Consider the following 24,389-nt stretch of genomic DNA (forward strand, 5'->3'; position numbering starts at 1 on the left):
AAAGAAACTTATTTATGGCGAACTTCACCCTATTTTCATTTAGCCTAGTAGCGACTATTTTCTCCTTTAATCTACCGTCTATTTAACACCATAACGTAGATTGCCATCAAAAATATTGAGAAAAAACAAAATTGATTAATAAGATTAAATATTAAAAAATAAAAACGCCCGTAGGATAACAATCTTACAGGCGTTTCAATATCACGATTGGATGATTAATGCAGCATCTGTCTTATGACATAATGCAAAATACCACCATGACGGTAATAATCCATCTCCGTTGCAGTATCAATACGGCAGCGGGTTATAATTTCCTTTATATCACCATTGCCATACGTGATTTTCACTGTAATATCCTGCCCAGGAGTAATTGACTGTAGCCCCGTGACATCAATGCGTTCATCACCTTTTAAACCGAGTGTTTTACGGGATACCCCATCTTTAAACTCTAAAGGTATAACCCCCATACCAATCAAATTGGAGCGGTGAATACGCTCATATGACTCAGTAATGACGACTCTCACACCTAATAAGTTTGTGCCTTTCGCGGCCCAATCTCGGCTAGAACCTGAACCATATTCTTTACCCGCGATGATGGCCAATGGGCGATTTTCTTGTTGATACAGCATCGCTGCATCATAAATCGCCATTTGTTTGCCTGTCGGTATATGTAAGGTATAACCGCCTTCCACTCCTGGCACCATTTCATTACGAATTCGAATATTTGCAAATGTCCCTCGCATCATCACTTCATGGTTACCACGACGTGAACCATAAGAGTTGAAATCTGCGACAGCAACACCGTGTTCTTGCAGATATCGCCCTGCAGGACTCTCTTTTTTGATATTTCCCGCTGGAGAAATATGGTCAGTGGTAACAGAGTCACCGAGGATCGCTAAAATATTTGCGCCATGAATATCTTTAACAGGTGCTGGTTGAGATTGCATTCCTTCAAAGAAAGGTGGATGGCGGATATAGGTCGAGTCTTCTTGCCAGTGATAAGTTGAAGAACTTTCAACTTTTAATGCTCTCCAAGCATCATCACCTTCAAAGACCGCGTTATATTCCTTACGGAACATGTCTGTTTTAACTTGCTGTACCGCTTGCGCAATTTCAGCACTTGATGGCCAAATATCTTTCAAATAAACATCATTGCCTGATTTATCAACCCCGATAGGATCGGTTTTCAAGTTGATATTCATATTACCCGCCAGTGCATAGGCAACAACAAGCGGCGGAGAGGCTAACCAGTTAGTTTTCACCAGTGGGTGAATTCGCCCTTCAAAGTTACGGTTACCTGACAGCACGGCACCAACGGTAAGATCCGTTTGCTTAATCGCTTCTTCTATTGGTTCTGGTAATGGCCCTGAGTTACCAATACAGGTTGTGCATCCATACCCGACAAGGTTAAATCCAAGCTTATCTAAATACGGTGTTAAACCCGCAACGGCAAGATAATCTGTCACCACTTTAGAACCCGGTGCTAATGATGATTTAACCCACGGTTGGCGAACTAACCCTTTTTCAACAGCTTTTTTCGCTAATAGCCCTGCCGCCATTAATACACTTGGGTTCGAGGTGTTTGTACAAGAGGTAATTGCCGCAATAACGACCGCGCCATCGGTTAACTCAAAGGTTTTATTTTGATATTTAACAGAAGGATAGCTCGATTGGATCTTTTTATTGACTTCTAACTCGACTGCGCCACGAAATGCTTTTGGTACTTGGCTAAGTTCAACTCTGTCTTGTGGACGTTTAGGCCCCGCTAAACTGGATTCGACTGTCGACATGTCTAACTCAAGTGTACTGGTAAAAATCGGTTCATCGCCCGCATAACGCCATAAACCCTGCTCTTTGCTATAAGCTTCCACCAGCGCAATTTCATCATCACTGCGCCCAGTTAAACGCATATAAGATAGCGTCACTTCATCAACAGGGAAAAAACCACAAGTTGCGCCATATTCTGGTGACATATTCGCAATCGTTGCTCGGTCTGCTAATGGTAAATCCGCTAGGCCATCACCATAAAATTCAACAAATTTACCCACAACACCATGTTGACGTAGCATTTGTGTTACCGTCAATACAAGGTCGGTTGCCGTTATCCCTTCGGATAATTTCCCTGTTAATTTAAAACCAACAACATCAGGGATCAGCATTGATACCGGTTGGCCTAACATCGCAGCTTCCGCTTCAATACCACCAACCCCCCAACCTAATACGCCTAACCCATTGATCATCGTCGTATGAGAGTCCGTACCCACTAAAGTATCGGGATAAGCATATAATTTACCGTCAATTTCTTCATACCATACTGCCTTGCCAAGGTATTCTAAATTAACTTGGTGACAGATACCGGTACCCGGCGGTACCACTTGAAAACGATTAAATGCTTTTTGGCCCCAACGTAAAAATAAATAACGTTCATGGTTACGCGCCATTTCAATTTCAACGTTATCGCCAAATGCTGATTCGGTTGCAAACTCATCCACCATCACTGAGTGGTCAATCACTAAATCAACAGGTGACAACGGGTTTACTTGCTCAACATTGCCGCCAAGGGATTTAACTGCTTCACGCATCGCGGCAAGGTCAACAACAGCAGGAACACCCGTGAAATCTTGCATGAGAACACGCGCTGGGCGATAAGCAATTTCTCTATCTGCATGCGCATTTTTTTGCCAGTCAATTATTGCTTGTAAATCTTGTTCGACAACTGAGGTGCCATCAATATGACGTAATAAATTTTCGAGTAAAACTTTTAATGACTTAGGTAATTTAGTCCCCTCACCGAGCTTTTTTTCAGCTAGCGCTAAACTGAAGTAATTATACTGCTTGTTTCCAACATTGAGTGTCGAGGCACTCGTTGTTTTTAGACTCAACGACATAACTCCTCCTTGGTTTTTATGGCTATGGCAATATGTGTATTTACCGCCATTATTTTTTGTTAACCAATTGTAATCATAGTTGCTCTAGAAATTTGATTTATAGATTTTGTGCCAAATATTGAATGTTTCTTTATTAATAATAGGAAATTTAAGATAAGAAGGGAAATAAGTCAGAAAATAGCTTGGTACACCGGCGAAGTATTGATAATAAAAACCCTAGAAATACAGTCACTAGGGTTTTTATTGGGTAGTACAGAAATATAAAGAAATTAAATGATAGGCAATTTCATATCTTTAAAAAATTCTTCAATTTCTTCATTATTACGAATAGCTACCGCTTTATCGACTACATCACGAGTTAGATGCGGTGCGAAGCGCCACATAAAATCGTACATATAGCTACGTAAGAAACTGGTGCGCTTAAAACCAATCTTAGTTGTGCTATAGCTGAACTTATCACGCATATCAATTACAACTAAATCGCTATCACTCACTGGGTCAACTGCCATACTCGCGATGATACCGATCCCTAACCCTAATCTGACGTAGGTTTTGATCACGTCTGCATCGGTTGCGGTAAAAATAATTTTGGGCTCAAGGCCAATCTTCTGAAATGCCACATCTAATTCTGAACGACCAGTAAACCCATGGGTATAAGTTACAATTTGATATTCCGCGATATCTTCAATAGTGACATTTTTTTTCGTCGCGAGCGGATGGTCTTTCTGCACAACGACACAGCGGTTCCAATGGTAGCATGGCAACATAATCAAATCGTTATACAGGTGTAGTGCTTCTGTTGCTATCGCAAAGTCACTATTACCTTTGCAAACTTCTTCAGCTATTTGTGTTGGTGACCCTTGCTGCATGTGCAATGAAACATGAGGGTAACGTTCAATAAAGCCTTTTATGGTCGGAGGTAAAGCATAACGAGCTTGTGTGTGTGTCGTCGCAATACTTAAGCTCCCTCGATCCGGATAAGTGTGCTCCCCAGCAACCGAACGGATCGCTTCAATTTTTGATAGCACTTCTCGGGAGATCCGCACAACTTCTTCCCCTGCAGGGGTAACATGCGTTAAGTGTTTACCACTACGTGCAAAAATTTGGATCCCAAGCTCATCTTCAAGCATCCGCACTTGTTTACTGATACCGGGCTGTGAAGTAAAAAGCCCCTCTGCGGTTGAGGAGACATTCAAGTCATGGTTAACCACTTCAACAATATAACGTAATTGCTGCAATTTCATATTTCAGTCTACCTCATACATGAATAATGTGCTTTTGGTATAGCTAAAAAATATTAAATATAACCAAAAGTTATAATGAACTTATTTGATATAACCAATATAGCATCATTCACAGAAGAATAAACAGTATGATGATAAAATTTCATCTAAATACCACTACACTGATGAAAGGCCGTAAGATAGTGCAAAGACGGATTAACTTTATTTCATTATGTGGTTCAATAAGTAAAATGAATTTTGCAGGATCCTCACTGTAAAATTTAACGTATCAGATTGGATATCAAAATTCTCAACGAAGAGAGGTGGTTACATGCGTTTAAATGTTTTGGCTTTAATTATTGGTATGTCGACGATTTCTTTTGCCCCTGCGCTCTTGGCGAAAGAAGTGGCTTATGGACAACAAAAAATTGTTTTGTCTGACACGATTGAACCCGGAAATGATTTTTACCGTTATGTTAATGAAGATTGGATAAATAAAGCGAAAATCCCCACCGGTATGCCACGCATTAACTCTTTTGTGGAATTATACTTAAACACAGAAAAACACATTCAATCGATTATTGACCAACTACAACAGAGCCCTGAAAACAAGCTCACGCATAACCAACGAAATATTCGAAATTTATATCTCAGCTACCTGAATGAAGAAGCTATCGAGCAAGCTGGTATTAGCCCAATAAAATCCGATTTAGATGCCATTGCAAAAGCTAAAAATCATCATGATATTAGCCAGTTAATGACACAGCCTGACTATAAATCGCTGATTTCTTATTGGGTAGATTTAGATGCCAAAGAACCTGATACCTATGTGCTTTATATCGGTCAAGGTGGTTTAGGGCTACCGAACCGTACTTATTACCTCGATGACACCCCTCAAATGGAAGATATTCGAAAAAGTTATATCGCTTATATCGCTACCATGCTAGAACTGGCGGGTGAAAAAGATGTACAACCAAAAGCACAGAAAATTTTTGATTTGGAAAAAGCGATTGCAACGGTGCATTGGAGCCCAGAAGCACGCCGTGACACTATCAAAAATTACCATGCAATGTCCCTAGCTGAAATGAAAAATTATACTCAATGTTTTGATTGGACTAGTTTTATTACCAGTCGTAAACTAACAGATAAACAACTTGAGAAAATCATCGTTGAAACAGATAGCGCAGTGGAACAAACCGCAAAAATTTTTGCTGATACCCCTGTTTCGACACTAAAAGATTACCTAACCTTCCAATATATTAGTGAACACGCACGTTATTTAAACCAAACTATCGCAGATGCTCAATTTGATTTTTATTCGAAAAAACTCAATGGAATTGAAAAGCAACGCACTCGCCAAGAACGTGCATTGCAGACAGTTAATTCACTCCAAGGTGAGCCATTAGGGCAAATTTATGTCGAACAATACTTCGACCCTCAAGCTAAAGAAAAAATTAAAGACTTGGTCAGTTATGTGAGAGGTACATTTAATTCACGCCTAAAAGTCAATGACTGGATGGATGAGCCGACTCGCCAAGAAGCCCTTAAAAAATTAGAACAATTCACTGTTAAAGTGGGGTATCCAGATCAATGGAATGACTTTAGTACGATTAACCTCAAACCTGACTCATTGTTAGATAATTATAAGCAAGTTTTAGCCTGGTCATATGATGATATGATTGGCAAAATTGGCCAACCTGTCCGTCAATGGGAATGGGGCATGACGCCACAAACAGTCAATGCTTATTTCAATCCTGTTCAAAACGAAATTGTGTTCCCAGCAGCAATTTTACAAGCACCTTTCTTTGATCCTAATGTTGACCCAGCCTATAACTATGGTGCAATTGGTGCTGTAATTGGCCACGAAATGGGACATGGCTTTGATGACCAAGGTAGTTTATACGATGGTACGGGGCAATTACGTAACTGGTGGAGTGAGAGTGCGAAAACTCACTTTAAAGAGAAAACAGCCAAGCTTGTCGAGCAGTATAACGCATTTGCTGTTGATGGTTTAAATGTGAATGGTGAGCTTACATTAGGTGAAAACATTGGTGATCTCGGTGGGTTAAATATCGCCTTGAGTGCTTATAAACAATTTGCCAAAGAAAATTATCCAAATGGTGAGCCCCCAATTATTGACGGAACAACTGGGTTACAACGTTTCTTCATTGCTTGGGCTCGTACTTGGCAAGAACTGTCAAATAAAGAATCTGAGCGGAATAAGATTATGACAGACCCTCATAGCCCTAACCAATTCCGTGCTAATGGCGTGGTACGCAATATTGATGACTGGTACCAAACATTTGGTGTTGATAAAAATAACACACTGTATTTGGCGCCGGAGCAACGTATTCGTATTTGGTAGTTTATAATGAAAAAAGAAGGCTCGAGATTTAACTTGAGCCTTCTTTTTATGACTAGCAAAATTAAATTGTTTTCAAATCAATCCAATACGCTAAATAGTTCACGTTATAGCTAGGCAGCAAGCGGCGCTAAGCCCTAGGAGCATACATCAGTATGTAACTAAAATCAGTAAGCTCAAATAACAATTCTGTTGTTTAAATCACTTTCTAATTAATGCAATACTGTCGTTTAAATTACTTTATAATCAGTACAATACGCTAAATAGTTCAAGTTGTGGCTAGGCAGCAAGCGGCGCTAAGCCCTAGGAGCATACATCAGTATGTGACTAGGGTTAGCAAGCGCAGCTAACAACGCCACAGCTTGAAATATGACGCGTATTATTTGATGACGCCGCAGGCCATTCTAGCCCCACCACCGCCTAACGCTTCTGGATTATCAGAATAGTTATCACCACCCACATGCACCATCAATGCACGGTCTTGAACATCTTTTAGTGATTTTAATCGTGGTGCTAGTACCGCATAATCAGCGTTACCTTGGCTATCAGCAACTAGGCCGGGTAAATCACCTAAATGCCCTGTGTTATCATAAGGGCCTTTGTGGACACCTGTTTTAGCGGGGTCTAAATGGCCACCTGCTTTTAATGCAGGTACCGATTTGCCATCTTTCTCTGCGGGTTCGCAGCTTGGGTTCTCATGAACATGAAACCCATGAATGCCTGCTTGTAGGCCCGTTAATTTAGGCGTAAATAGTAATCCATATTCTGTTTCTGAGATAACAACCTCACCTATTGCTTTACCATCACCTGTTGGGGTTGCTTCTTTTAGTACAACAGTAGATTGAGCAGCGTATGCTGTCCCCGCTGTCAATAATGCAGCCAGTAAACACATTTTTAACTTCATTTTGCCTCCGGTGGATAACTTTTATCTATCATTCCATCGACTTACCTAAAGACCTTAACAAGGTAAGAACTATTACTATCTATTGATAACGACAAAGACTCTATCTTAAGTTAACACAAATTAGTTATCACTTTGGTGCTACATTTGAGTTTAGTTAAAAATTGGCGGCTATATCACAGTGAGCGATAAGAAATAAAGGAAATGACAATATAACAGCGGGTTATTCACCGATAGGCATTGATATGAAATTGACAAGTCCGTTGGGTTGACACAGTTGCCTTGAATCAAACTCTCTCGACCAATAACATAGCCAATTTTCAAGATCTTCAAGTGAATAATCTTTTATCGCTAAACCCGAAGCCATGTTTACAATATCATCTTCTGGTGCGGTTAATTCATACCCATTTAATAATAAAAAAATATAACCTGCCATCATTGCTGTCCGTTTATTCGCATTTGCAAAAGAATGGTTTTGGATAAGACTTTCAATTAACACAGAAGATAAAACAAACATATCATCAGTCTGTTGATAGTACCTAACTTGGCTGGGTCTAGACTGGGAGGAATTGAGATTATTAAAATTGAGGATTTCTATAGGCTCATTAGGAGTTTGTCGTTCTATCAATACCCTATTAATATTTACCAAATCATCAACAGATAAATAATTAATACCTTCAACAAACTCCCCTTGGATGCGTATCACTCTCACTATACCTTAGCAAGTTTTTCCATTGCTTTTTCATAGCGAATGAAACCAAAATCAAAAGCATTTTTGACTTGGACTTCATGTGAACATTGCTCGCTAATTGCTGGTTTAGGCGCAGCAATTTTACTTTTGTCACGAGCAGGTATCAATAAGCGATTAGGCTTTTGTAATGCGTGACCCATTTTTATAACCTCTATTAAATCAATTCACTATAAAAACAAAGATAATACTATCAGAACATAATGTAAGGTAACTCATACTAAGTCAACTTATTTCATTACAGCGTATTTTACTAGTTAATAAAAAAGCCAATCAAATTAAATGATTGGCTTTTTTGCTTGAAAATAAAAGAGAACTATTATTTCTCTTTCACTTCCCATTTACCATCAACGTAGAACGCACTCCAACCCGTCGCTTTACCATTTTTTTCTGAAGAAACATATTGCTGCTTTGTTTTACGACTAAAACGGACGACAGTTGGATTACCTTCGCCATCTTCAGCTGGTGCTTCAGCCAAATAAGCCAGTTTTTCAGGTAAACGGTCTTTAAAGCGCTGTAATTCAGCAACTAATGGTGCACGCGTTTCTCGTGATTTTGGGAATGTATTTGCCGCAAGGAAAACCCCAGCAGCTCCATCACGTAACACAAAATACGCATCAGATTTTTCACATGGAAGTTCCGGTAATGGAACCGGGTCTTCTTTCGGTGGTGCGACTTCACCACTTCGTAAGATTTTACGCGTATTTTTACACTCTTCGTTAGTACAACCCATGTACTTACCAAAACGCCCCATTTTCAGGTGCATTTCTGATCCACACTTGTCACATTCAATGACTGGGCCGTCATAACCCTTAATACGAAATTCGCCTTCTTCGATTTCATAACCTTCGCATGCAGGGTTATTACCACATACATGTAATTTACGGCCATTATCAATCAAATAGCTGTCCATCGCGGTGCCACATTTTGGACAACGACGTTTTGCTCTTAACGCATTAGTTTCCGCATCATCCCCTTCAAGCACATTCAAGACTTCGTCTTCAGGGATAAGGTTTATTGTTTTCTTACAACGTTCTTTTGGTGGTAGTGCGTAACCAGAACAACCTAAAAATACCCCGGTTGATGCGGTACGGATCCCCATATGGCGTTCACAATCAGGGCAAATGATTGAGGTGATCACCATTGGGTTAGTGCGCATTCCCCCTTCCTCTGGTTCTTTTTCAGCAACATCTAGTTGCTTACTAAAGTCAGAGAAGAATTCATCTAATACGGCTTTCCACTCAGCATCATGGTTTGCAACATGGTCCAGTTGGTCTTCCATACGCGCAGTAAAATCGTAGTTCATCAGGTCGTTAAAGTTTTCCTCTAAACGATCCGTGACAATTTCACCCATTTTCTCTGCATAGAAACGACGATTTTCAACTTTGACATAACCTCTGTCTTGGATCGTCGAAATAATCGCTGCATACGTCGAAGGGCGACCAATACCACGTTTTTCGAGTTCTTTAACTAAAGATGCTTCACTAAAACGAGCTGGTGGCTTCGTAAAGTGCTGGCTAGGTAATAGCTCAATTAAAGATAACTCAGCACCAACTTGTATTGGTGGCAATGTTTTATCTTCATCATTTTTACGCAGTGCAGGCATGACTTTCGTCCAACCATCAAAACGTAACGTACGCCCTTTGGCTTTTAGTTCAAAATCCCCTGCTTTGACTGTCAAGGTTGTTGAATCATATTTAGCTGGCGTCATTTGACAGGCCACAAACTGATTCCAAATTAATTGATACAACCTTTTCGCATCGTTCTCCATGTCTTTTAGTGATTCAGGTAAAACATCGACACTAGAAGGACGAATGGCTTCGTGCGCCTCTTGCGAATTATCTTTACTGCTATAAACATTCGCATCTTTTGGCAGGTATTTAGCGCCAAAATTATCATTAATGTAGCCACGAACCATATCCAATGCATCTTGGCTCAAGTTTGTTGAGTCAGTACGCATATAGGTGATATACCCTGCTTCATAAAGACGCTGAGCCATCATCATGGTTTTTTTCACGCCAAAACCTAAGCGGGTACTGGCAGCTTGTTGCAACGTTGACGTGATATACGGTGCGCTCGGCTTACTTGATGTCGGCCTATCTTCACGATCAACAACTGCAAAACGGGCTTTTTCAAGCAGCTTAACTGCTGCCTCTGTTTGCGCTTTATTGACTGGCTTAAATGCCTTACCACCCTGTGAAGTGACTTCCATACGCAAGTTAGCGATATCTTTATCGGCTAAATCGGCATGCAGTTCCCAATATTCTTCAGGGACGAAAGCTTTAATTTCTCGCTCACGTTCAACAATGAGTTTCACTGCAACTGACTGAACACGACCAGCCGATAAGCCACGAGCGACTTTTTTCCACAGCAGCGGAGAAACCATATAACCCACAACTCGGTCCATAAAACGACGCGCTTGTTGTGCGTTAACTCTATCTATGTTTAATTCCCCAGGGCTATCAAATGCCTGAGTGATCGCATTTTTGGTGATCTCATTAAATACAACACGACTAAAACGAGAATCGTCTCCACCAATCACTTCGCGTAAATGCCACGCAATAGCTTCCCCTTCACGGTCCAAGTCCGTTGCGAGGTAGATGTGTTCGGCATCCTCCGCCAGTGATTTAAGTTCAGAAACCACTTTTTCTTTACCCGGTAGAATTTGATAATTCGCTTTCCAACCATGGTAAGGGTCGATCCCCATGCGCTTAACTAACGCATCACGCGGATCTTTTTTTACTTTCTTTGTTTTGTCGGTAGATGAGCCTGTACTCTTTTGTGAGCCGGTTTGTGAACCAGAGCCGCTTTTCGGCAGATCACGAATGTGGCCAACGCTGCTTTTTACAACGTAGCCACTGCCAAGATACTTATTAATCGTTTTGGCCTTTGCCGGGGACTCCACTATAACAAGAGCTTTACCCATATTTACCTTTACCTAAATATCAACAATGGCGCATTTCTACATTAAAATGCGCAAAATGAGAATCTCTTTTTTATATTGCGACACAATCACAATATATCAATATATTTTTAAACAATTATTTGTGTTGAAACAAAACTTATAAACTCAATCACGTTATTCTAAAAAGCACAAAGTGTCTTCTAGTTGACTGATTTTAACCACATAAAGATGTTTAGTCACAATTGAAAACCACACACTCTACCTGATAAAATGCTAGAAGCAACCAATTATTTTTTCAAGGAAGCCAAGCTATGCAAGATAATTTACCGTTCATCACAAAAAAAGAGTTACTTGAAAAAGCTAATGATATCATAAAGAAACATGATGATTATATTCATGGTATGTTTGTTGACACCGTTGAGCAGCATCGGGGTACATTGGTATTTAAAGGGGAGTTCTTCTTAGATGAGAACAATATCCCTACTTTAAAAAGTACAGCTGCTTTTAATATGTACAAACACCTCGCTCATGTACTGTCAGAACAATACCAATTAAGTGTTAAGTGATAATAACTAATTAACACGTATGCTTTTTGTATAAAATTTACCGGCTTTAACGCCGGTAAATTAATAGTAGATTTAAAAACGCTTATTCGCTAGGCGAAATTCAAAATTACAAAAGTGGCTTTTGTCCGCGTTGCCACCAGCGCAATAATAAGTTATCCACGCTCTTTGCCGCGCTTCCCATAAACTTATCCATCATTTTTTTACTTAACACATAACGAATACTAACTATTTCCTTAGTATCAATCGCATTAATAATAAAATCGTCACTTACACCAATATTATCCACTAGCCCTTTATCAAGTGCCTGTGAGCCATACCAATACTCCCCTGTCGCAACTGCGTCAATATCTAAAGATGGGCGATTTTGATGAACAAATTGTTTAAACAATTCATGGGTTAAATTTAAATCTTCAACAAATTTCTTACGACCTTGTTCTGTGTTTTCACCTAACATGGTCAATGTACGCTTGTATTCACCTGCGGTATGAAGTTCAACATCAACATCATGCTTTTTTAATAACCGATGAATATTTGGAATTTGAGCAACCACACCAATCGAACCAATAATGGCAAATGGTGCAGCAATAATTTTATCTGCAATGCATGCCATCATGTATCCGCCACTCGCTGCAACTTTATCAACCGCAATGGTAAGTGGGATATTTTTTTCTTTGATTCTTAATAATTGTGAAGCTGCTAAACCGTAACCATGAACCATTCCTCCAGGGCTTTCAAGTCTTAGCAAAACTTCATCTTGTTGGTCGGCAACAGCAAGAATTGCACTGATCTCTTCACGTAAAGAGGCAACTTCACGGGCATCCATGCTACCTTTAAAGTCTAAGACATATAAACAAGGTTTTTTAACCCCTGTTTGGCCTAATTTCGCCCCTGTTTTCTCACTTTTTGATTTCGCTTTTTGCTGCTTTTTAAATGCTTTCAACCACGCTTTATGTTCTGGTTCATTCATTTTAATTTGTTGCATTTGGCGTTGGCGCTCACGATAACTTTCACCTAAATCTGTGATTTTTAAAGCACCTTTAGCCCCTTGCCGGCGCATACCTACGCCAAACACAAAGACAGCTAGCAAAACCACCGCCACCAAAATAGTAACGACTTTTGCTAAAAATAGCCCATACAATGAGAAATACTCCACAATCTGATCCTTTTGATGTTTATCTTCAATACAAAAATAATCTCACGATTACGTGCAAACAACCAGAAAAAAACAGAGTTAGCACACAAACTTCGTTAATAACTATGTTAGATTAGCCAATTATCACAATCAGTGCGATGATAACCGTACATGCTAATCACAATAGTAGGAAAGAATATGCTCCAATATCAACCTAGACAAGACCTATTGAAAGGTAAAACGATTCTTGTAACCGGTGCCGGTGATGGCATTGGCCGTGAAGCCGCTCTCACTTACGCGCGCTATGGTGCATCCCTTATCCTTGTTGGTAGAACACAGCATAAATTACAATCAATTAGTGATGAAATTGCCGCTTTAGGTGGAAATAATTCACCTTGCTTTATATTAGACTTATTAACTGCAACTATTGATGACTGTCATACGCTTGCCACACAAATCGCCTCCATAACTCCTTATTTAGATGGCGTATTACACAATGCAGGAATACTTGGTGTCGTTGCCCCTATCTCTGAGCAACCCAGCGACCTATGGCATGATGTCATGCAAGTCAATGTCAATGCCACGTTTATGCTAACTCAAGCTTTACTTCCTCTATTACTCAAAGCACCTAATGCCTCGTTAATTTTTACCAGTTCAAGCGTAGGTAAACAAGGTCGCGCCGGTTGGGGTGCCTATTCTGTCTCCAAATTTGCGACTGAAGGTTTAATGCAAGTGCTAGCCGAAGAATATAAGCAGAGCAATCTTCGGGTAAATTGTATTAACCCAGGCGGCACTCGAACCTCAATGCGAGCAAGTGCATTTCCTGATGAAAATCCACTTAAATTAAAAACCCCTGCTGATATCATGCCTATATATATCTATTTGATGGGTGATGATAGCCTGCGTAAAACGGGGAGTAGTTATGATGCACAACCTGGACGTAAACCTGGTGCTGCGGAGTAAAAACGATGTCTCAAAGTCGACACGAAGAACGTCAACAGCGTCTAAAAGAAAAGGTAGATGCGCGTATTGAAGCTGCACAAATTGAACGAGGGATCGTTATTGTCTTTACTGGAAATGGGAAAGGCAAAACCACAGCTGCATTTGGAACTGTATGCCGTACAGTAGGTCATGGTAAGAAAGCTGCTGTTGTTCAATTTATTAAAGGGGGTTGGGATAATGGCGAACGCGAACTACTTGAACCACAAGGCGTTCCCTTCTATGTTATGTCAACAGGCTTCACGTGGGAAACTCAAAATAAAGAGACCGATACCCTTGCTTGTATGGAAACTTGGCAGTACGCCAAACAATTATTAAGTGACCCACAGTACGATTTAGTCATTTTAGATGAGCTCACTTATATGGTGAGTTATCATTACCTCGAATTAGCAGAGGTGGTTCAAGCATTACAAAGCCGTCCTGCCAATCAGTCTGTCGTGATCACGGGTAGAGGTTGCCACCGAGATTTGATCGAATTAGCTGATACGGTAACAGAAATGCGCCCAGTGAAACATGCATTTGATGTTGGAATTAAAGCTCAAAAAGGGATTGATTGGTAATTAACCACTAAGAAAGTGCAATAATACGATTTTTTCAATTATTGCACTTTTAATCTATTTTTATCTAACTACTCCATCAGTCAATCTATAAAAAAGTCATTTATTCTTATTCGTTTATCACACCAATTTAGTGTGAGTTTAAAAATAAAAAATATTTCAGATAATATAAATTACTTTTAATAACTTCAGCACATCAAATATCACAATTAATTTATAACAATTAAAATAAAACATAAAAATAATTAATGCTATTCGTTGTTATTCATCTTTTCCATTAAACTGGATACGTATAGCTACGTCAGTAAAATCCTCCTTGTTAGACAAAAACATAAAAATTTAACCATTTGATAAATAATAAATTATTTTAAAACAACTGATATTAATCCGCTTTTAATCAGTTTTGGTTATTTATCAACTAATAACAATGTATTTATCCATGTTAACATTATTAATTTTATTTAATTTGCTATTTAAGCATAATTAAATAGCAATAATGGATTGTTAGTTATTTTAGATTCTTCTATTTTATTTAAAGGGATATATATGAAAAATGTTTTAAATACTCATTTAAATTTTACCACATTAAAATTTAATCCACTCTTTTTATGTGTTTCAATAATCGTTGGTACAACCACCGTTGCCCAAGCTGCAATTACGCCAACCAACGGTGCAGGCGTATTGAATCAAAGTAATGGCCCTACTGTCGTTTATATTAATAAACCAAGCCAAGCCGGTGTTTCCCATAATACCTATAGTCAATTCGATGTTGACCAAAAAGGTGTGATATTAAATAACAGCGCAGGTAATACTAATACGGTTATTGGTGGTAAAATTGGTGGAAATACCAACGTTGCTGGTGGGCGAGCAAAAATTATTTTAAATGAAATAAACTCAAATACGGCAACAACCTTAAATGGCATGGTTGAAGTCGCAGGCGGTAAAGCACAAGTCATTGTTGCTAACGCTTCGGGTATTACATGTAACAACTGTGGTTTTATCAATACCAGCCGCACAACGTTAACGACGGGTAAAGTAGAGTTAGCCAATGATGGTTCTATTGCTAACTATAATGTGCAGCAAGGTAAAATTGCCGTCAATGGAAGATTAGATTCAAATTCGCCAACAGATTTAATTGCCCGTTCTATTGCCATCAATGGCGTTGTTGAAGCTCAGCGTCTCAATGTGGTAGCTGGAAACAATCATGTCAATTCGGCAGGGAATGTGACGGGCACTGCTACTGCAATCGGCACAAAACCTATTGTCGGGATTGATGTTTCTTCAATTGGCGGTATGTATGCCAATAAAATTTCATTAATTGCCACTGAAACAGGTGTTGGCGTAAGTAATTTAGGGGATATTGGCACACATAATGGCGCTATTTCCATTGATACAGCAGGAACAGTGAACAATACCAATGGCAATATGAATGCAGCTGGTGACATTAAGATTAATGCTGCGGGTATTACGAATAATGGTCGTATTGCAGGTAATAAACAGGTCAATATCGCAGTTGCAGGTACTGGGGCGATTAATAATGATAATGGGATTATCACCTCTTATAACAATGATATTAACTTAACCACGTTAGGAACACTGAGTAACAACCGAGGTTCAATTGTTGCCCAACAGAATGTCAGTACACTCTCTGATTCCTTTATAAATGATAATGGTATAGTTCAATCTACTAAAGGTGACATAGATGTTCATTCTATGAATACAATTTATAACCGAGACAATCTCGCTAACCCAAATGACCCAGGAAAAGGGTTCAATGCCGGACGTGATTTAACTATCAATGCCGTTCGTGTTGTGAATGAAAATTCCAATATCACTGCGGGACGAGATAGCAAGATCAGCGCGCAATCTAGTATTGAAAATACATCCAATAGCAAAATCATTGCACAACGCCATACAGATATCAGTACGATGTACTTGACGCAATCTAATTCTGAAATAAATGCCGCTAATGGCCGTATGGATTTGGATGCATCAGTATCACTCACCAATGCGGGATCATCCACCATTCATAGTGGCCGCGTGATGAATATCAACACAAACCAACTCATTAACTCCGGTGCGATTATTTCAAATAACGGTAAATCCGTCATTAATACGAATTCAATGAACAACCGTTCTGGTTATATCAAAGGGAAAAACCTTACAATCAAAGCCCATAATATTGATAACCAATCAGGCTTAATTAATGCAGAAAATAGTCTTGAGATTGAAACCAGTCATTTGAACAACAATTACAGTAGTGATTTTAAACTCGTTAATACCAAATTTGGGCTAACGGACCAAAATGGCGGCCTACAAACCAATAATGGTACGATTAAAGTTAAAGGAGATACTCTGAGTAACTTGTATGGTTCAATTACTGCTAATGTAGATAATAATGTCGCTGCACGTAACGATATTGATATTAAGCTCAAAGCGACACTCAATAATAATTATGGACAAATTACCACTGTTAATAACCAAAGACTTGATGTCGGCACATTAGAAAACTACGCAGGAAAAGTGACTGCTGGGAAAAACCTAACTATTGATTCCAAAAATCGAGTTAATAATCAATATGGGGCTTTACGTTCGACTAATACCACTAAGATCACCAGCCCTATCGTCACTAATGGAACAACAGGAAGCATCTCAGGTAATCGTGTGATTATTGATGCTGTTGTAACTAACTAAACTAGTTTACGTTCAAAAAAGGCGGTCATTTTTAAATGACTGCCTTTTTATTATGGCTCATTACAGAATTAATATTCTGAATTAATCACCACCTCTTCACCAAAACGCCCTGCCTTTGGTAATGGTTGATAAGATGAATTAGCTGCACGTAAAATACGGACACCACGAATACCTAACTCATGGGCTGCCGCGATATCTGCATCAGCATCACCATAATAGATGGTTAATTTGTGATCACGCATCCAGCTCACTTTATTATTTTGCCCTGGTTCATCGCCTGCAAAAATAACAGGTTGCATTTTATCTGCAGGTATTGCTAAGCCTTCTTGAACGTATTTAGTCACTGTTTCTGTTTTCGTTTTCGTACGGCCTGTAATGAAATAGACAGTATCACCGCGATCTAAGTGCATTTTGACTAAATCAATACCCACTTGTTTTGGCATACTGAATTTGTCCCACTCATTATTCATTTTTTCCCAAAATTGTTGATTTTTTAGGTAGCTAAAATCGTTAGGTGAGAACTCTAGTTTGCCACGGTAAAAACCTGGACTCGAAAATAACACCGTATCATCGATATCAAACCCAACAGCCATTGGCGCTTTGCCTTCTAGGCTTTGTTTAATTTGTTCGATGGAAACCCAATGAATAGGCTGTTGTTGAGCAAGTTCAACAACGGTAACCCCAGGGCTTACGGTTTCTGGCATTGGAATTTTTGCTTGAGACGTTGCTGTAAAACTTAATGCCAATGCAATCGCACTCAAAGTCAGTGTTATTTTTTTCATGTTTTGTCCTTATTCAGGTTTATCCACTTAAACCATTCTTTATTTATCTGGATAAACTGGGTAAGTAATAGGTTTATCTGTAAATTTGTCTTTATTATCAGTAGCAACCCAATATTTTGTGAGATACATCCCACAAGAAGGGTCATACTAAGACTTTTAATTACATTAAAATGAGATGGATATCTCATAAATATCATCTCTTACTGATAGCTTTCATAATAATGTGAACTAGAACATTAATTTTCTTATTATTAACAAGGTTATATTCAATAAAATCATTACGTTGATATATGAGAATCACTTCCATACATCAAAAAAAGCTGAGGGTGGAGCCTCAGCTTTTTTACTATTCGAGAATTGCAATTAATCTAGATGCGAGTACGACGTTTCGCCGTTGGTCTTGAAGATTGACGTTTTGATGCAGGACGTGATGCAACTTGCGTATGGCGTTTTACCGCACGGCGAATTTGGTTTGCTTTAATACGACGTTGGTCACGCTCAACGGCAACTTTGCTTTCAGTTTCTACTGGTAATTCGACCAGCTCACGGAGATAATTGGTTTGTTCTAAACCCAATTCCGTCCATCCTCCACGTGGTAAACCTTTTGGTAAATCAATATCACCATAACGCACACGGATTAAACGGCTTACTTGAACACCAACCGATTCCCAAAGGCGACGGACCTCGCGGTTACGCCCTTCAGTTAAAGTGACGTTAAACCATTGATTCATCCCTTCTCCGCCACGGTAAGAAACCGTTTTAAAAGAAGCTGGACCATCTTCCAACTGTACGCCTTGTGTTAATTGACGAATTTTTGCTTCATTGATTTCACCAAACACACGTACAGCATATTCACGCTCAACTTCACGGCTTGGGTGCATTAAACGATTAGCTAGCTCACCATCAGTCGTAAATAACAATAAACCGCTGGTGTTAACATCTAAGCGGCCAACAGCAATCCATCGCGCTCCCGTTAAACGTGGTAAACGGTTAAAAACAGTTGGGCGCCCTTCTGGATCATGGCGTGTACATAATTCACCTTCTGGCTTGTAATAAGCCATTACACGGCAAATTTCCTTTTCAGGTTCTTTGGTAGCTAATAAACGACCATCTAAACGAATTTTTGTTGCAGGTGTGACTTCAACACGGTCTCCGAGTGTCGCAATTTTGCCATCAACACTAATACGACCCGCTTGCAGGAATGTTTCGATTTCTCGACGAGAACCATGCCCTGAACGAGCAAGGATTTTCTGTAATTTTTCAGTTTTTTGCGGTTTTACGCTCATGTAACCCTCTGCTGTCGCCTTCACAGGCGTCAAATATCTTTTTGGCGCGTCATCTTGTTGCCGTACCAAAAAGTAATGAATTTGAAAACCCGCGCATTATACACAGGTTTGTCCTGAACCCCTATAACTTATCTGAATATCGCACTTTCAATACGATTTTATTTAATTTTGCGCTAAATCTTAGGCTTTTAGGTATTTGCATTTATTCAAAAGGCGTTGGGTCCCCTGTTCCGACACGTGCCACAACAGGTGTATCATCAGTAAAGTCAATCACAGTTGTTGGTTTTTGCCCGATATAACCACCGTGTATGACTAAATCGACTTGTTTATCAAGTAAGTCGCGAATTTCTTCAGGATCTGATTGAGTGAAATCATCACCAGGCATAATCAAACTCGTTGACATCAAAGGTTCACCAACAGCTTCGAGTAAATCTCGAGCAATCGGGTTTGATGGCACACGTAAGCCAATGGTTTTACGTTTTTCATTCATTAAACGCCGTGGAACTTCTTTCGTTGCCCGTAAAATAAAGGTGTAATTACCTGGCGTATTGTTTTTTATTAAACGGAAAACGGTGTTATCAACATGCGCGTAATTCGATAGCTCAGAGAGATCTCGACACATTAAAGTGAAATTATGGTTAGCATCAAGCTGACGGATACGACAAATACGTTGCAAAGCATCTTTTTCTTCTAAACGACATCCAATGGCGTACCCTGAATCCGTAGGGTAAACAATGACACCGCCTTTATTTAGAATTTCAACACTCTGGCTAATAAGTCTTGCTTGAGGATTATCCGGATGGACATAAAAAAACTGGCTCATACATACCTCTAATTTTTGGGTATCGACAGCATCACCCGGCAAAAATACCTATAAATGCTACTATCTCTTAATTCCATGAGATGACCTACTCAGAAATAAATCATCACTTATAATAATTATTTTACACCGCATTATTAATACATCAATTAATTAGCTGCTTTTTACCGCATTCCAAAGCGTCCAGACTGCATGATCATCATTAGGTAACCATAAATTTCGGCCAAGCTCTATCCAAGAACATGGCCGATGAAAATCTGAACCCACCGATGTATGTAAATTTGCATTATTGGCTAATTCTGCTAAATACTGCTTTTCATGTGGCGGCTGCTGGCAATGAGAAACTTCCATGGCATCACCTTCACACTGTTTAAAATACGCAACCAACCGTTTTAACCATTTATTGGATAATTGATATTTCGCAGGATGAGCTAATACCGCAATACCACCGGCCGCATGGATTGCGTCGATAGAATCCTTAATTGAGCACCACTTCGCAGGAACGTATCCTATTTTTCCTTTTGATAAATAACGCTTAAATACGTTATTAATGGTTTTTTCTTTACCTATTTTCACAATATACTGTGCAAAATGAGCCCGCGTTACCTGCCCACCACCAGAAATATGTTGCGCATTTTCCCATGCGTCATCAATCCCCGATTTTTGTAATCGCCTGCCCATCTCAATACCACGCTCGAAGCGACGTTCAGATTGTGCTTTCAACAATTGAGCCATAGCGGGGTGTGAAGGCGAAAAATTTAACCCCACAATATGTATTTCAATGTTTTCCCACAGTGTCGAAATTTCAACACCATTGACTAACTCAATTGGCCTTTCATTTTCAGTAAGATAGCGACGAGCCTCAAATACACCTTCACAGGTATCGTGATCGGTGATCGCTAAAATATTAACCCCTTTTTCAATCGCACGTTCGATTAACTCTGCTGGAGTAAGATCACCATCCGAAGCATTTGTATGGCTATGTAAGTCGTAGCGAGTCACTAATGGCGGCGAGGCAGTCGACAAATTGATATCTTCTCTAATTTCCATGTACAACTATATTTCCTAATAAAGTAACAAAGTTCTTGACATAAACAACGCGATCCAGTTAACTAGTACGCAAGATGGCTAAGGCTAAAAATCATCAGTTTATCCAGTGAGGCATACAATGAATTTATTTAACTTATCAAATCGTTGGTGGCGTGACTTCCCAAATTGGGCGGAAGCCGCACACGCATAGTTATTGTATGTCTCAGTGCCAAACCCGCCCTTCATCGGCGGGTTTTTTTATGTCAAAAATTAGCGTAAGGCAACATAATGAACGAACAAAACACCACATTAGCACATTTTAAGTATCTGGATAGCCCAATTAATTATCAGCCTGATCCTACATTATTATTTAATCATCTGTGCCATCAAGTTCCATCAACAATGTTGTTGGAATCTGCTGAAATTAATAATAAGGCCAACTTACAAAGCTTGCTGGTTGTCAACAGCGCGCTACGTATTCGTGCTTTTGGTCAACAAGTTGAAATAGAAGCGTTGACGCCAAATGGCCAAGCATTATTACCAAAGCTGTTAGCACAGTTAACCCATTTAATCACACATCATAGCATGCAAGAAAATAGCTTAACGGTAACGTTCAGCTCGCCGGCAAAAGATTTAGACGAAGACAGTCGTCTGAAGGCCGCATCTTGTTTAGACGTTTTACGTGCTCTGCCGGCTCTCGCGCAAGCCTATTCAACAAAACCTGAAAACCTGTTTGTGGGTGGTTTGTTTGCTTATGATTTAGTCGCCAGTTTTGAAGATTTACCCAATGTGAATACCGTTAATCACTGCCCTGACTATTGTTTTTTTGTGGCTGAACATTATTTAGTGATCGACCACCAAAATCAGGCTGCTCGGCTCAAAAGTTGCCTATTTACGCAAAATGCGCAAGATGCTGAAACGGTGACACAACGTCACGCACAAATTATCGCTTCGTGCCGCCCATTCTTACCCGCACTTCCTTTAGCAACAGCACCTGATTTTGCGGTTTCGATAAACAAAAATGACCAGCAATATGGGGAAATTGTCACCTCATTAAAAGAAGCCATATACCGTGGTGATATTTTTCAGGTTGTGCCTTCTCGTAAATTTACGATGCCGTGCTCACATCCTTTAATTGCATATCAAAAGCTCAAAGCACAAAACCCAAGCCCTTATATGTTCTACATGCAAGATGAAGCATTCACTCTCTTTGGTGCGTCGCCTGAAAGCGCACTCAAATATGCAACAGCAAATCGTAAAGTGGAAATTTATCCAATCGCGGGGACCCGCCCTCGTGGCCGTAACGCACAGGGTGAATTAGATCTCGACTTAGACAGCCGAATTGAACTTTCCATGCGCTCAGATGAAAAAGAACTCGCTGAACACATCATGCTAGTTGACTTAGCGCGCAACGATTTAGCCCGTATTTGTGAAGCGGGTAGCCGTTATGTTGCCAACCTAACTAAGGTTGACCGCTACTCTTTCGTGATGCACTTAGTTTCTCATGTTGTGGGAACATTGCGCCAAGATTTAGATGTTTTTCATGCATACCAAGCTTGCATGAATATGGGGACTTTAACGGGTGCACCAAAGGTAAAAGCCATGCAACTGATTGCCCAATATGAGCAAGAGCGCCGAGGTTCATACGGGGGAGCTGTAGGGTATTTCCAAGGAAATGGTGATTTTGATACCTGCATCGTTATCCGTTCTGCATACGTAGAAAATGGCATTGCCACTGTACAAGCGGGAGGTGGTGTCGTTCTAGATTCCGTACCTCAAGCTGAAGCCGATGAAACCCGTAATAAGGCACGTGCAGTGATCCGTGCAATTGCCCAAGCACATCAAGTTAAGGAGTTATTCTAATGGCGAACATTTTACTACTCGATAACGTTGACTCCTTTACTTATAACCTAGTAGACCAACTGCGTGCAGGTGGCCATAACGTGGTTATTTATCGCAATACAGTCAATGTAGAACATATTTTATCTGTATTAAATCAAATGATTTCACCGATATTAGTCTTATCACCCGGCCCCGGTAAACCAAGCGAAGCAGGTTCAATGCCAGAAGTATTAATGCGAGTAAAAGGCAAAATCCCTGTTATTGGTATTTGCTTAGGTCACCAAGCCATCGTTGAAGCTTATGGCGGAACGGTTTCAGCAGCAGGTGAAATTTTGCATGGTAAATCTTCGATTGCCACACATGATGGTTTAGCTATGTTTAATCATCTTGAAAACCCAATATCAGTGGCGCGTTACCACTCTCTTGTTGGTAGCCAAATTCCGGAAAGCTTAACCATTTGTGCCCAATCAAATGGCATGGTCATGGCTGTACGTAATGATAGCGATAGAGTTTGTGGATTCCAATTTCATCCCGAATCCATTTTAACAACGCAAGGTAAACAGTTGCTAGAAAACACTGTGGCATGGGCTCTTTCTACTCCCAATGCAACCGAACCTACTCATTCGCACTAACGGAATACTAAAGAGCCAATTATGCAAAATATTTATGATAAGTTATTTAAAGCGCAACCACTGACTCAACAAGAAAGCCAGTACTTGTTTAATGCCATTATTCAAGGCGAATTAACAGAACCTCAATTAGCTGCTGTGTTAATCAGTATGAAAATGCGAGGTGAACAACCACAAGAAATTGCTGGAGCCGCGTTGGCTTGTTTGGAGAATGCACAGCCATTTCCCCGCCCTGACTACCCATTCAGCGACATCGTTGGCACCGGGGGAGATGGTGCAAATAGTATCAATATTTCCACAGCAAGCGCATTCGTTGCTGCTGAATGTGGGATTAAAGTGGCTAAACACGGTAATCGCAGTGTTTCGAGCCGTTCAGGTTCTTCGGATTTACTTGCCGCCTTTGGTATCGCCTTAGACCTCAGTGCGCAAAGTGCTCGTGACGCATTAGATGAGCTTGGTGTTTGTTTTTTATTTGCACCGCAGTACCACAGTGGGTTTCGCCATGCCGCCCCTGTACGTACACAACTAAAAACTCGAACGTTATTTAATGTATTGGGGCCATTAATTAATCCGGCTCGCCCACCGATTGCCCTTATCGGTGTTTACCAAGAATCATTGGTAAAACCGGTATCTGAAACACTGCAGATGCTTGGTTTTACCCGTGCAGCTGTGGTACACAGTGGGGGGATGGATGAAGTTTCATTACATGCGGTCACTCAAGTTGCTGAATTAAAAGATGGCAAAGTACAACATTATCAATTAACTGCTGATGATTTTGGACTGGCGCCATATCAATTACGCGACTTAGAAGGCGGTACACCTGATGAAAACCGCGTATTGCTTAGCCATTTACTTCAAGGCCATGGCCAAGCGGCTCACGAAGCGGCTGTAGCGGCCAATGTTGCCATGCTGATGCGTATTAATGGCCATGAAGATTTAAAACAAAACAGCGAACACGCACTTGCAATTATTCGTAGCGGTAAAGCATTTGACCGCGTTACAGCACTCGCGGCAAGGAACCAATAA

General features: G+C 40.0%; 17 protein-coding genes, 1 pseudogene and 1 other annotated feature. Of the genes and pseudogenes, 7 read left to right on the forward strand and 11 right to left on the reverse strand.

Annotation, left to right across the window (positions count from 1 at the left end; all coding sequences use genetic code 11):
- Window positions 1-215: 215 nt before the first annotated feature.
- Window positions 216-2,888 carry an aconitate hydratase AcnA gene (gene acnA, locus PSF09_RS07495; RefSeq protein WP_272683695.1) on the reverse strand — a complete coding sequence of 891 codons (2,673 nt, stop codon included), beginning with the start codon at window positions 2,886-2,888 and terminating at the stop codon, window positions 216-218.
- 269 nt (window positions 2,889-3,157) lie between these two features.
- Window positions 3,158-4,132 (reverse strand): HTH-type transcriptional regulator CysB, encoded by a 975-nt coding sequence (cysB, locus tag PSF09_RS07500; RefSeq protein WP_004911040.1) that lies wholly within the window; start codon window positions 4,130-4,132, stop codon window positions 3,158-3,160.
- Window positions 4,133-4,442: 310 nt separating this feature from the next.
- On the opposite strand from cysB, the gene PSF09_RS07505 reads away from it, so the two are divergent.
- Window positions 4,443-6,476 (forward strand): M13 family metallopeptidase, encoded by a 2,034-nt coding sequence (locus PSF09_RS07505; RefSeq protein ID WP_272683696.1) that lies wholly within the window; start codon window positions 4,443-4,445, stop codon window positions 6,474-6,476.
- A gap of 376 nt (window positions 6,477-6,852) precedes the next feature.
- Here PSF09_RS07505 and sodC read toward each other — a convergent pair whose 3' ends face one another.
- The 4 genes from sodC to topA all read right to left on the reverse strand — a co-directional run bounded on the left by sodC (window position 6,853) and on the right by topA (window position 11,048).
- Complete coding sequence (gene sodC / locus PSF09_RS07510) at window positions 6,853-7,377, reverse strand: superoxide dismutase [Cu-Zn] SodC (RefSeq protein ID WP_272664838.1); 525 nt, start codon at window positions 7,375-7,377, stop codon at window positions 6,853-6,855.
- A gap of 220 nt (window positions 7,378-7,597) precedes the next feature.
- Window positions 7,598-8,080 (reverse strand): type II toxin-antitoxin system death-on-curing family toxin, encoded by a 483-nt coding sequence (locus tag PSF09_RS07515; RefSeq protein WP_371031558.1) that lies wholly within the window; start codon window positions 8,078-8,080, stop codon window positions 7,598-7,600.
- Between the two features lie 5 nt (window positions 8,081-8,085).
- Window positions 8,086-8,265 carry a hypothetical protein gene (locus PSF09_RS07520; RefSeq protein ID WP_198641116.1) on the reverse strand — a complete coding sequence of 60 codons (180 nt, stop codon included), beginning with the start codon at window positions 8,263-8,265 and terminating at the stop codon, window positions 8,086-8,088.
- Window positions 8,266-8,441: 176 nt separating this feature from the next.
- Window positions 8,442-11,048, reverse strand: coding sequence for a type I DNA topoisomerase (topA, locus tag PSF09_RS07525; RefSeq protein ID WP_004911045.1), 2,607 nt, complete (start codon window positions 11,046-11,048; stop codon window positions 8,442-8,444).
- A gap of 290 nt (window positions 11,049-11,338) precedes the next feature.
- On the opposite strand from topA, the gene PSF09_RS07530 reads away from it, so the two are divergent.
- Entirely contained in the window at window positions 11,339-11,593 is a 255-nt protein-coding gene (locus PSF09_RS07530) for a DUF2498 family protein (RefSeq protein ID WP_272683697.1), read from the forward strand.
- Between the two features lie 106 nt (window positions 11,594-11,699).
- Here the strand turns inward: PSF09_RS07530 and sohB are convergent, their stop codons facing one another.
- Window positions 11,700-12,746: a protease SohB gene (gene sohB, locus PSF09_RS07535; protein WP_272683698.1), complete on the reverse strand. Its 1,047-nt coding sequence runs from the start codon at window positions 12,744-12,746 to the stop codon at window positions 11,700-11,702.
- 177 nt (window positions 12,747-12,923) lie between these two features.
- Here sohB and PSF09_RS07540 point away from each other — a divergent pair, with 177 nt between their 5' ends.
- From PSF09_RS07540 to PSF09_RS07550, 3 genes are all read left to right on the forward strand, one after another.
- On the forward strand, window positions 12,924-13,688 hold the full coding sequence (locus PSF09_RS07540; RefSeq protein ID WP_272683699.1) for a YciK family oxidoreductase: 765 nt from the start codon (window positions 12,924-12,926) through the stop codon (window positions 13,686-13,688).
- A gap of 5 nt (window positions 13,689-13,693) precedes the next feature.
- Window positions 13,694-14,284, forward strand: a complete 591-nt coding sequence (gene cobO / locus PSF09_RS07545; RefSeq protein ID WP_210838672.1) for a cob(I)yrinic acid a,c-diamide adenosyltransferase — start codon at window positions 13,694-13,696, stop codon at window positions 14,282-14,284.
- Between the two features lie 543 nt (window positions 14,285-14,827).
- Window positions 14,828-16,975 (forward strand): two-partner secretion domain-containing protein, encoded by a 2,148-nt coding sequence (locus PSF09_RS07550; RefSeq protein ID WP_272664835.1) that lies wholly within the window; start codon window positions 14,828-14,830, stop codon window positions 16,973-16,975.
- A 68-nt stretch (window positions 16,976-17,043) separates the two neighbouring features.
- Here PSF09_RS07550 and aphA read toward each other — a convergent pair whose 3' ends face one another.
- The 4 genes from aphA to rnm form a co-directional block, all read right to left on the reverse strand.
- A complete protein-coding gene (gene aphA, locus PSF09_RS07555) occupies window positions 17,044-17,757 on the reverse strand; it encodes an acid phosphatase AphA (protein WP_004911059.1) in 714 nt (237 codons plus the stop codon).
- A 368-nt stretch (window positions 17,758-18,125) separates the two neighbouring features.
- Entirely contained in the window at window positions 18,126-19,043 is a 918-nt protein-coding gene (rluB, locus tag PSF09_RS07560; RefSeq protein WP_210839740.1) for a 23S rRNA pseudouridine(2605) synthase RluB, read from the reverse strand.
- 202 nt (window positions 19,044-19,245) lie between these two features.
- Window positions 19,246-19,866 (reverse strand): L-threonylcarbamoyladenylate synthase, encoded by a 621-nt coding sequence (locus tag PSF09_RS07565; RefSeq protein ID WP_004911068.1) that lies wholly within the window; start codon window positions 19,864-19,866, stop codon window positions 19,246-19,248.
- A 150-nt stretch (window positions 19,867-20,016) separates the two neighbouring features.
- Window positions 20,017-20,913, reverse strand: coding sequence for an RNase RNM (gene rnm / locus PSF09_RS07570; protein ID WP_272683700.1), 897 nt, complete (start codon window positions 20,911-20,913; stop codon window positions 20,017-20,019).
- Window positions 20,914-21,052: 139 nt separating this feature from the next.
- Window positions 21,053-21,154, forward strand: a sequence feature (Trp leader region).
- Between the two features lie 26 nt (window positions 21,155-21,180).
- Here rnm and PSF09_RS07575 point away from each other — a divergent pair.
- Together PSF09_RS07575 and trpD are read left to right on the forward strand one after the other, a co-directional pair.
- Window positions 21,181-22,755, forward strand: a complete 1,575-nt coding sequence (locus PSF09_RS07575) for an anthranilate synthase component 1 (RefSeq protein WP_210839744.1) — start codon at window positions 21,181-21,183, stop codon at window positions 22,753-22,755.
- A pseudogene (trpD, locus tag PSF09_RS20435) lies at window positions 22,755-24,389 on the forward strand (bifunctional anthranilate synthase glutamate amidotransferase component TrpG/anthranilate phosphoribosyltransferase TrpD). The gene PSF09_RS07575 and the pseudogene trpD overlap by 1 nt, the downstream one beginning before the upstream one ends.

The sequence above is a fragment of the Providencia sp. PROV141 genome (assembly GCF_028481645.1).
In the GTDB taxonomy this organism is placed as follows: domain Bacteria; phylum Pseudomonadota; class Gammaproteobacteria; order Enterobacterales; family Enterobacteriaceae; genus Providencia; species Providencia rettgeri.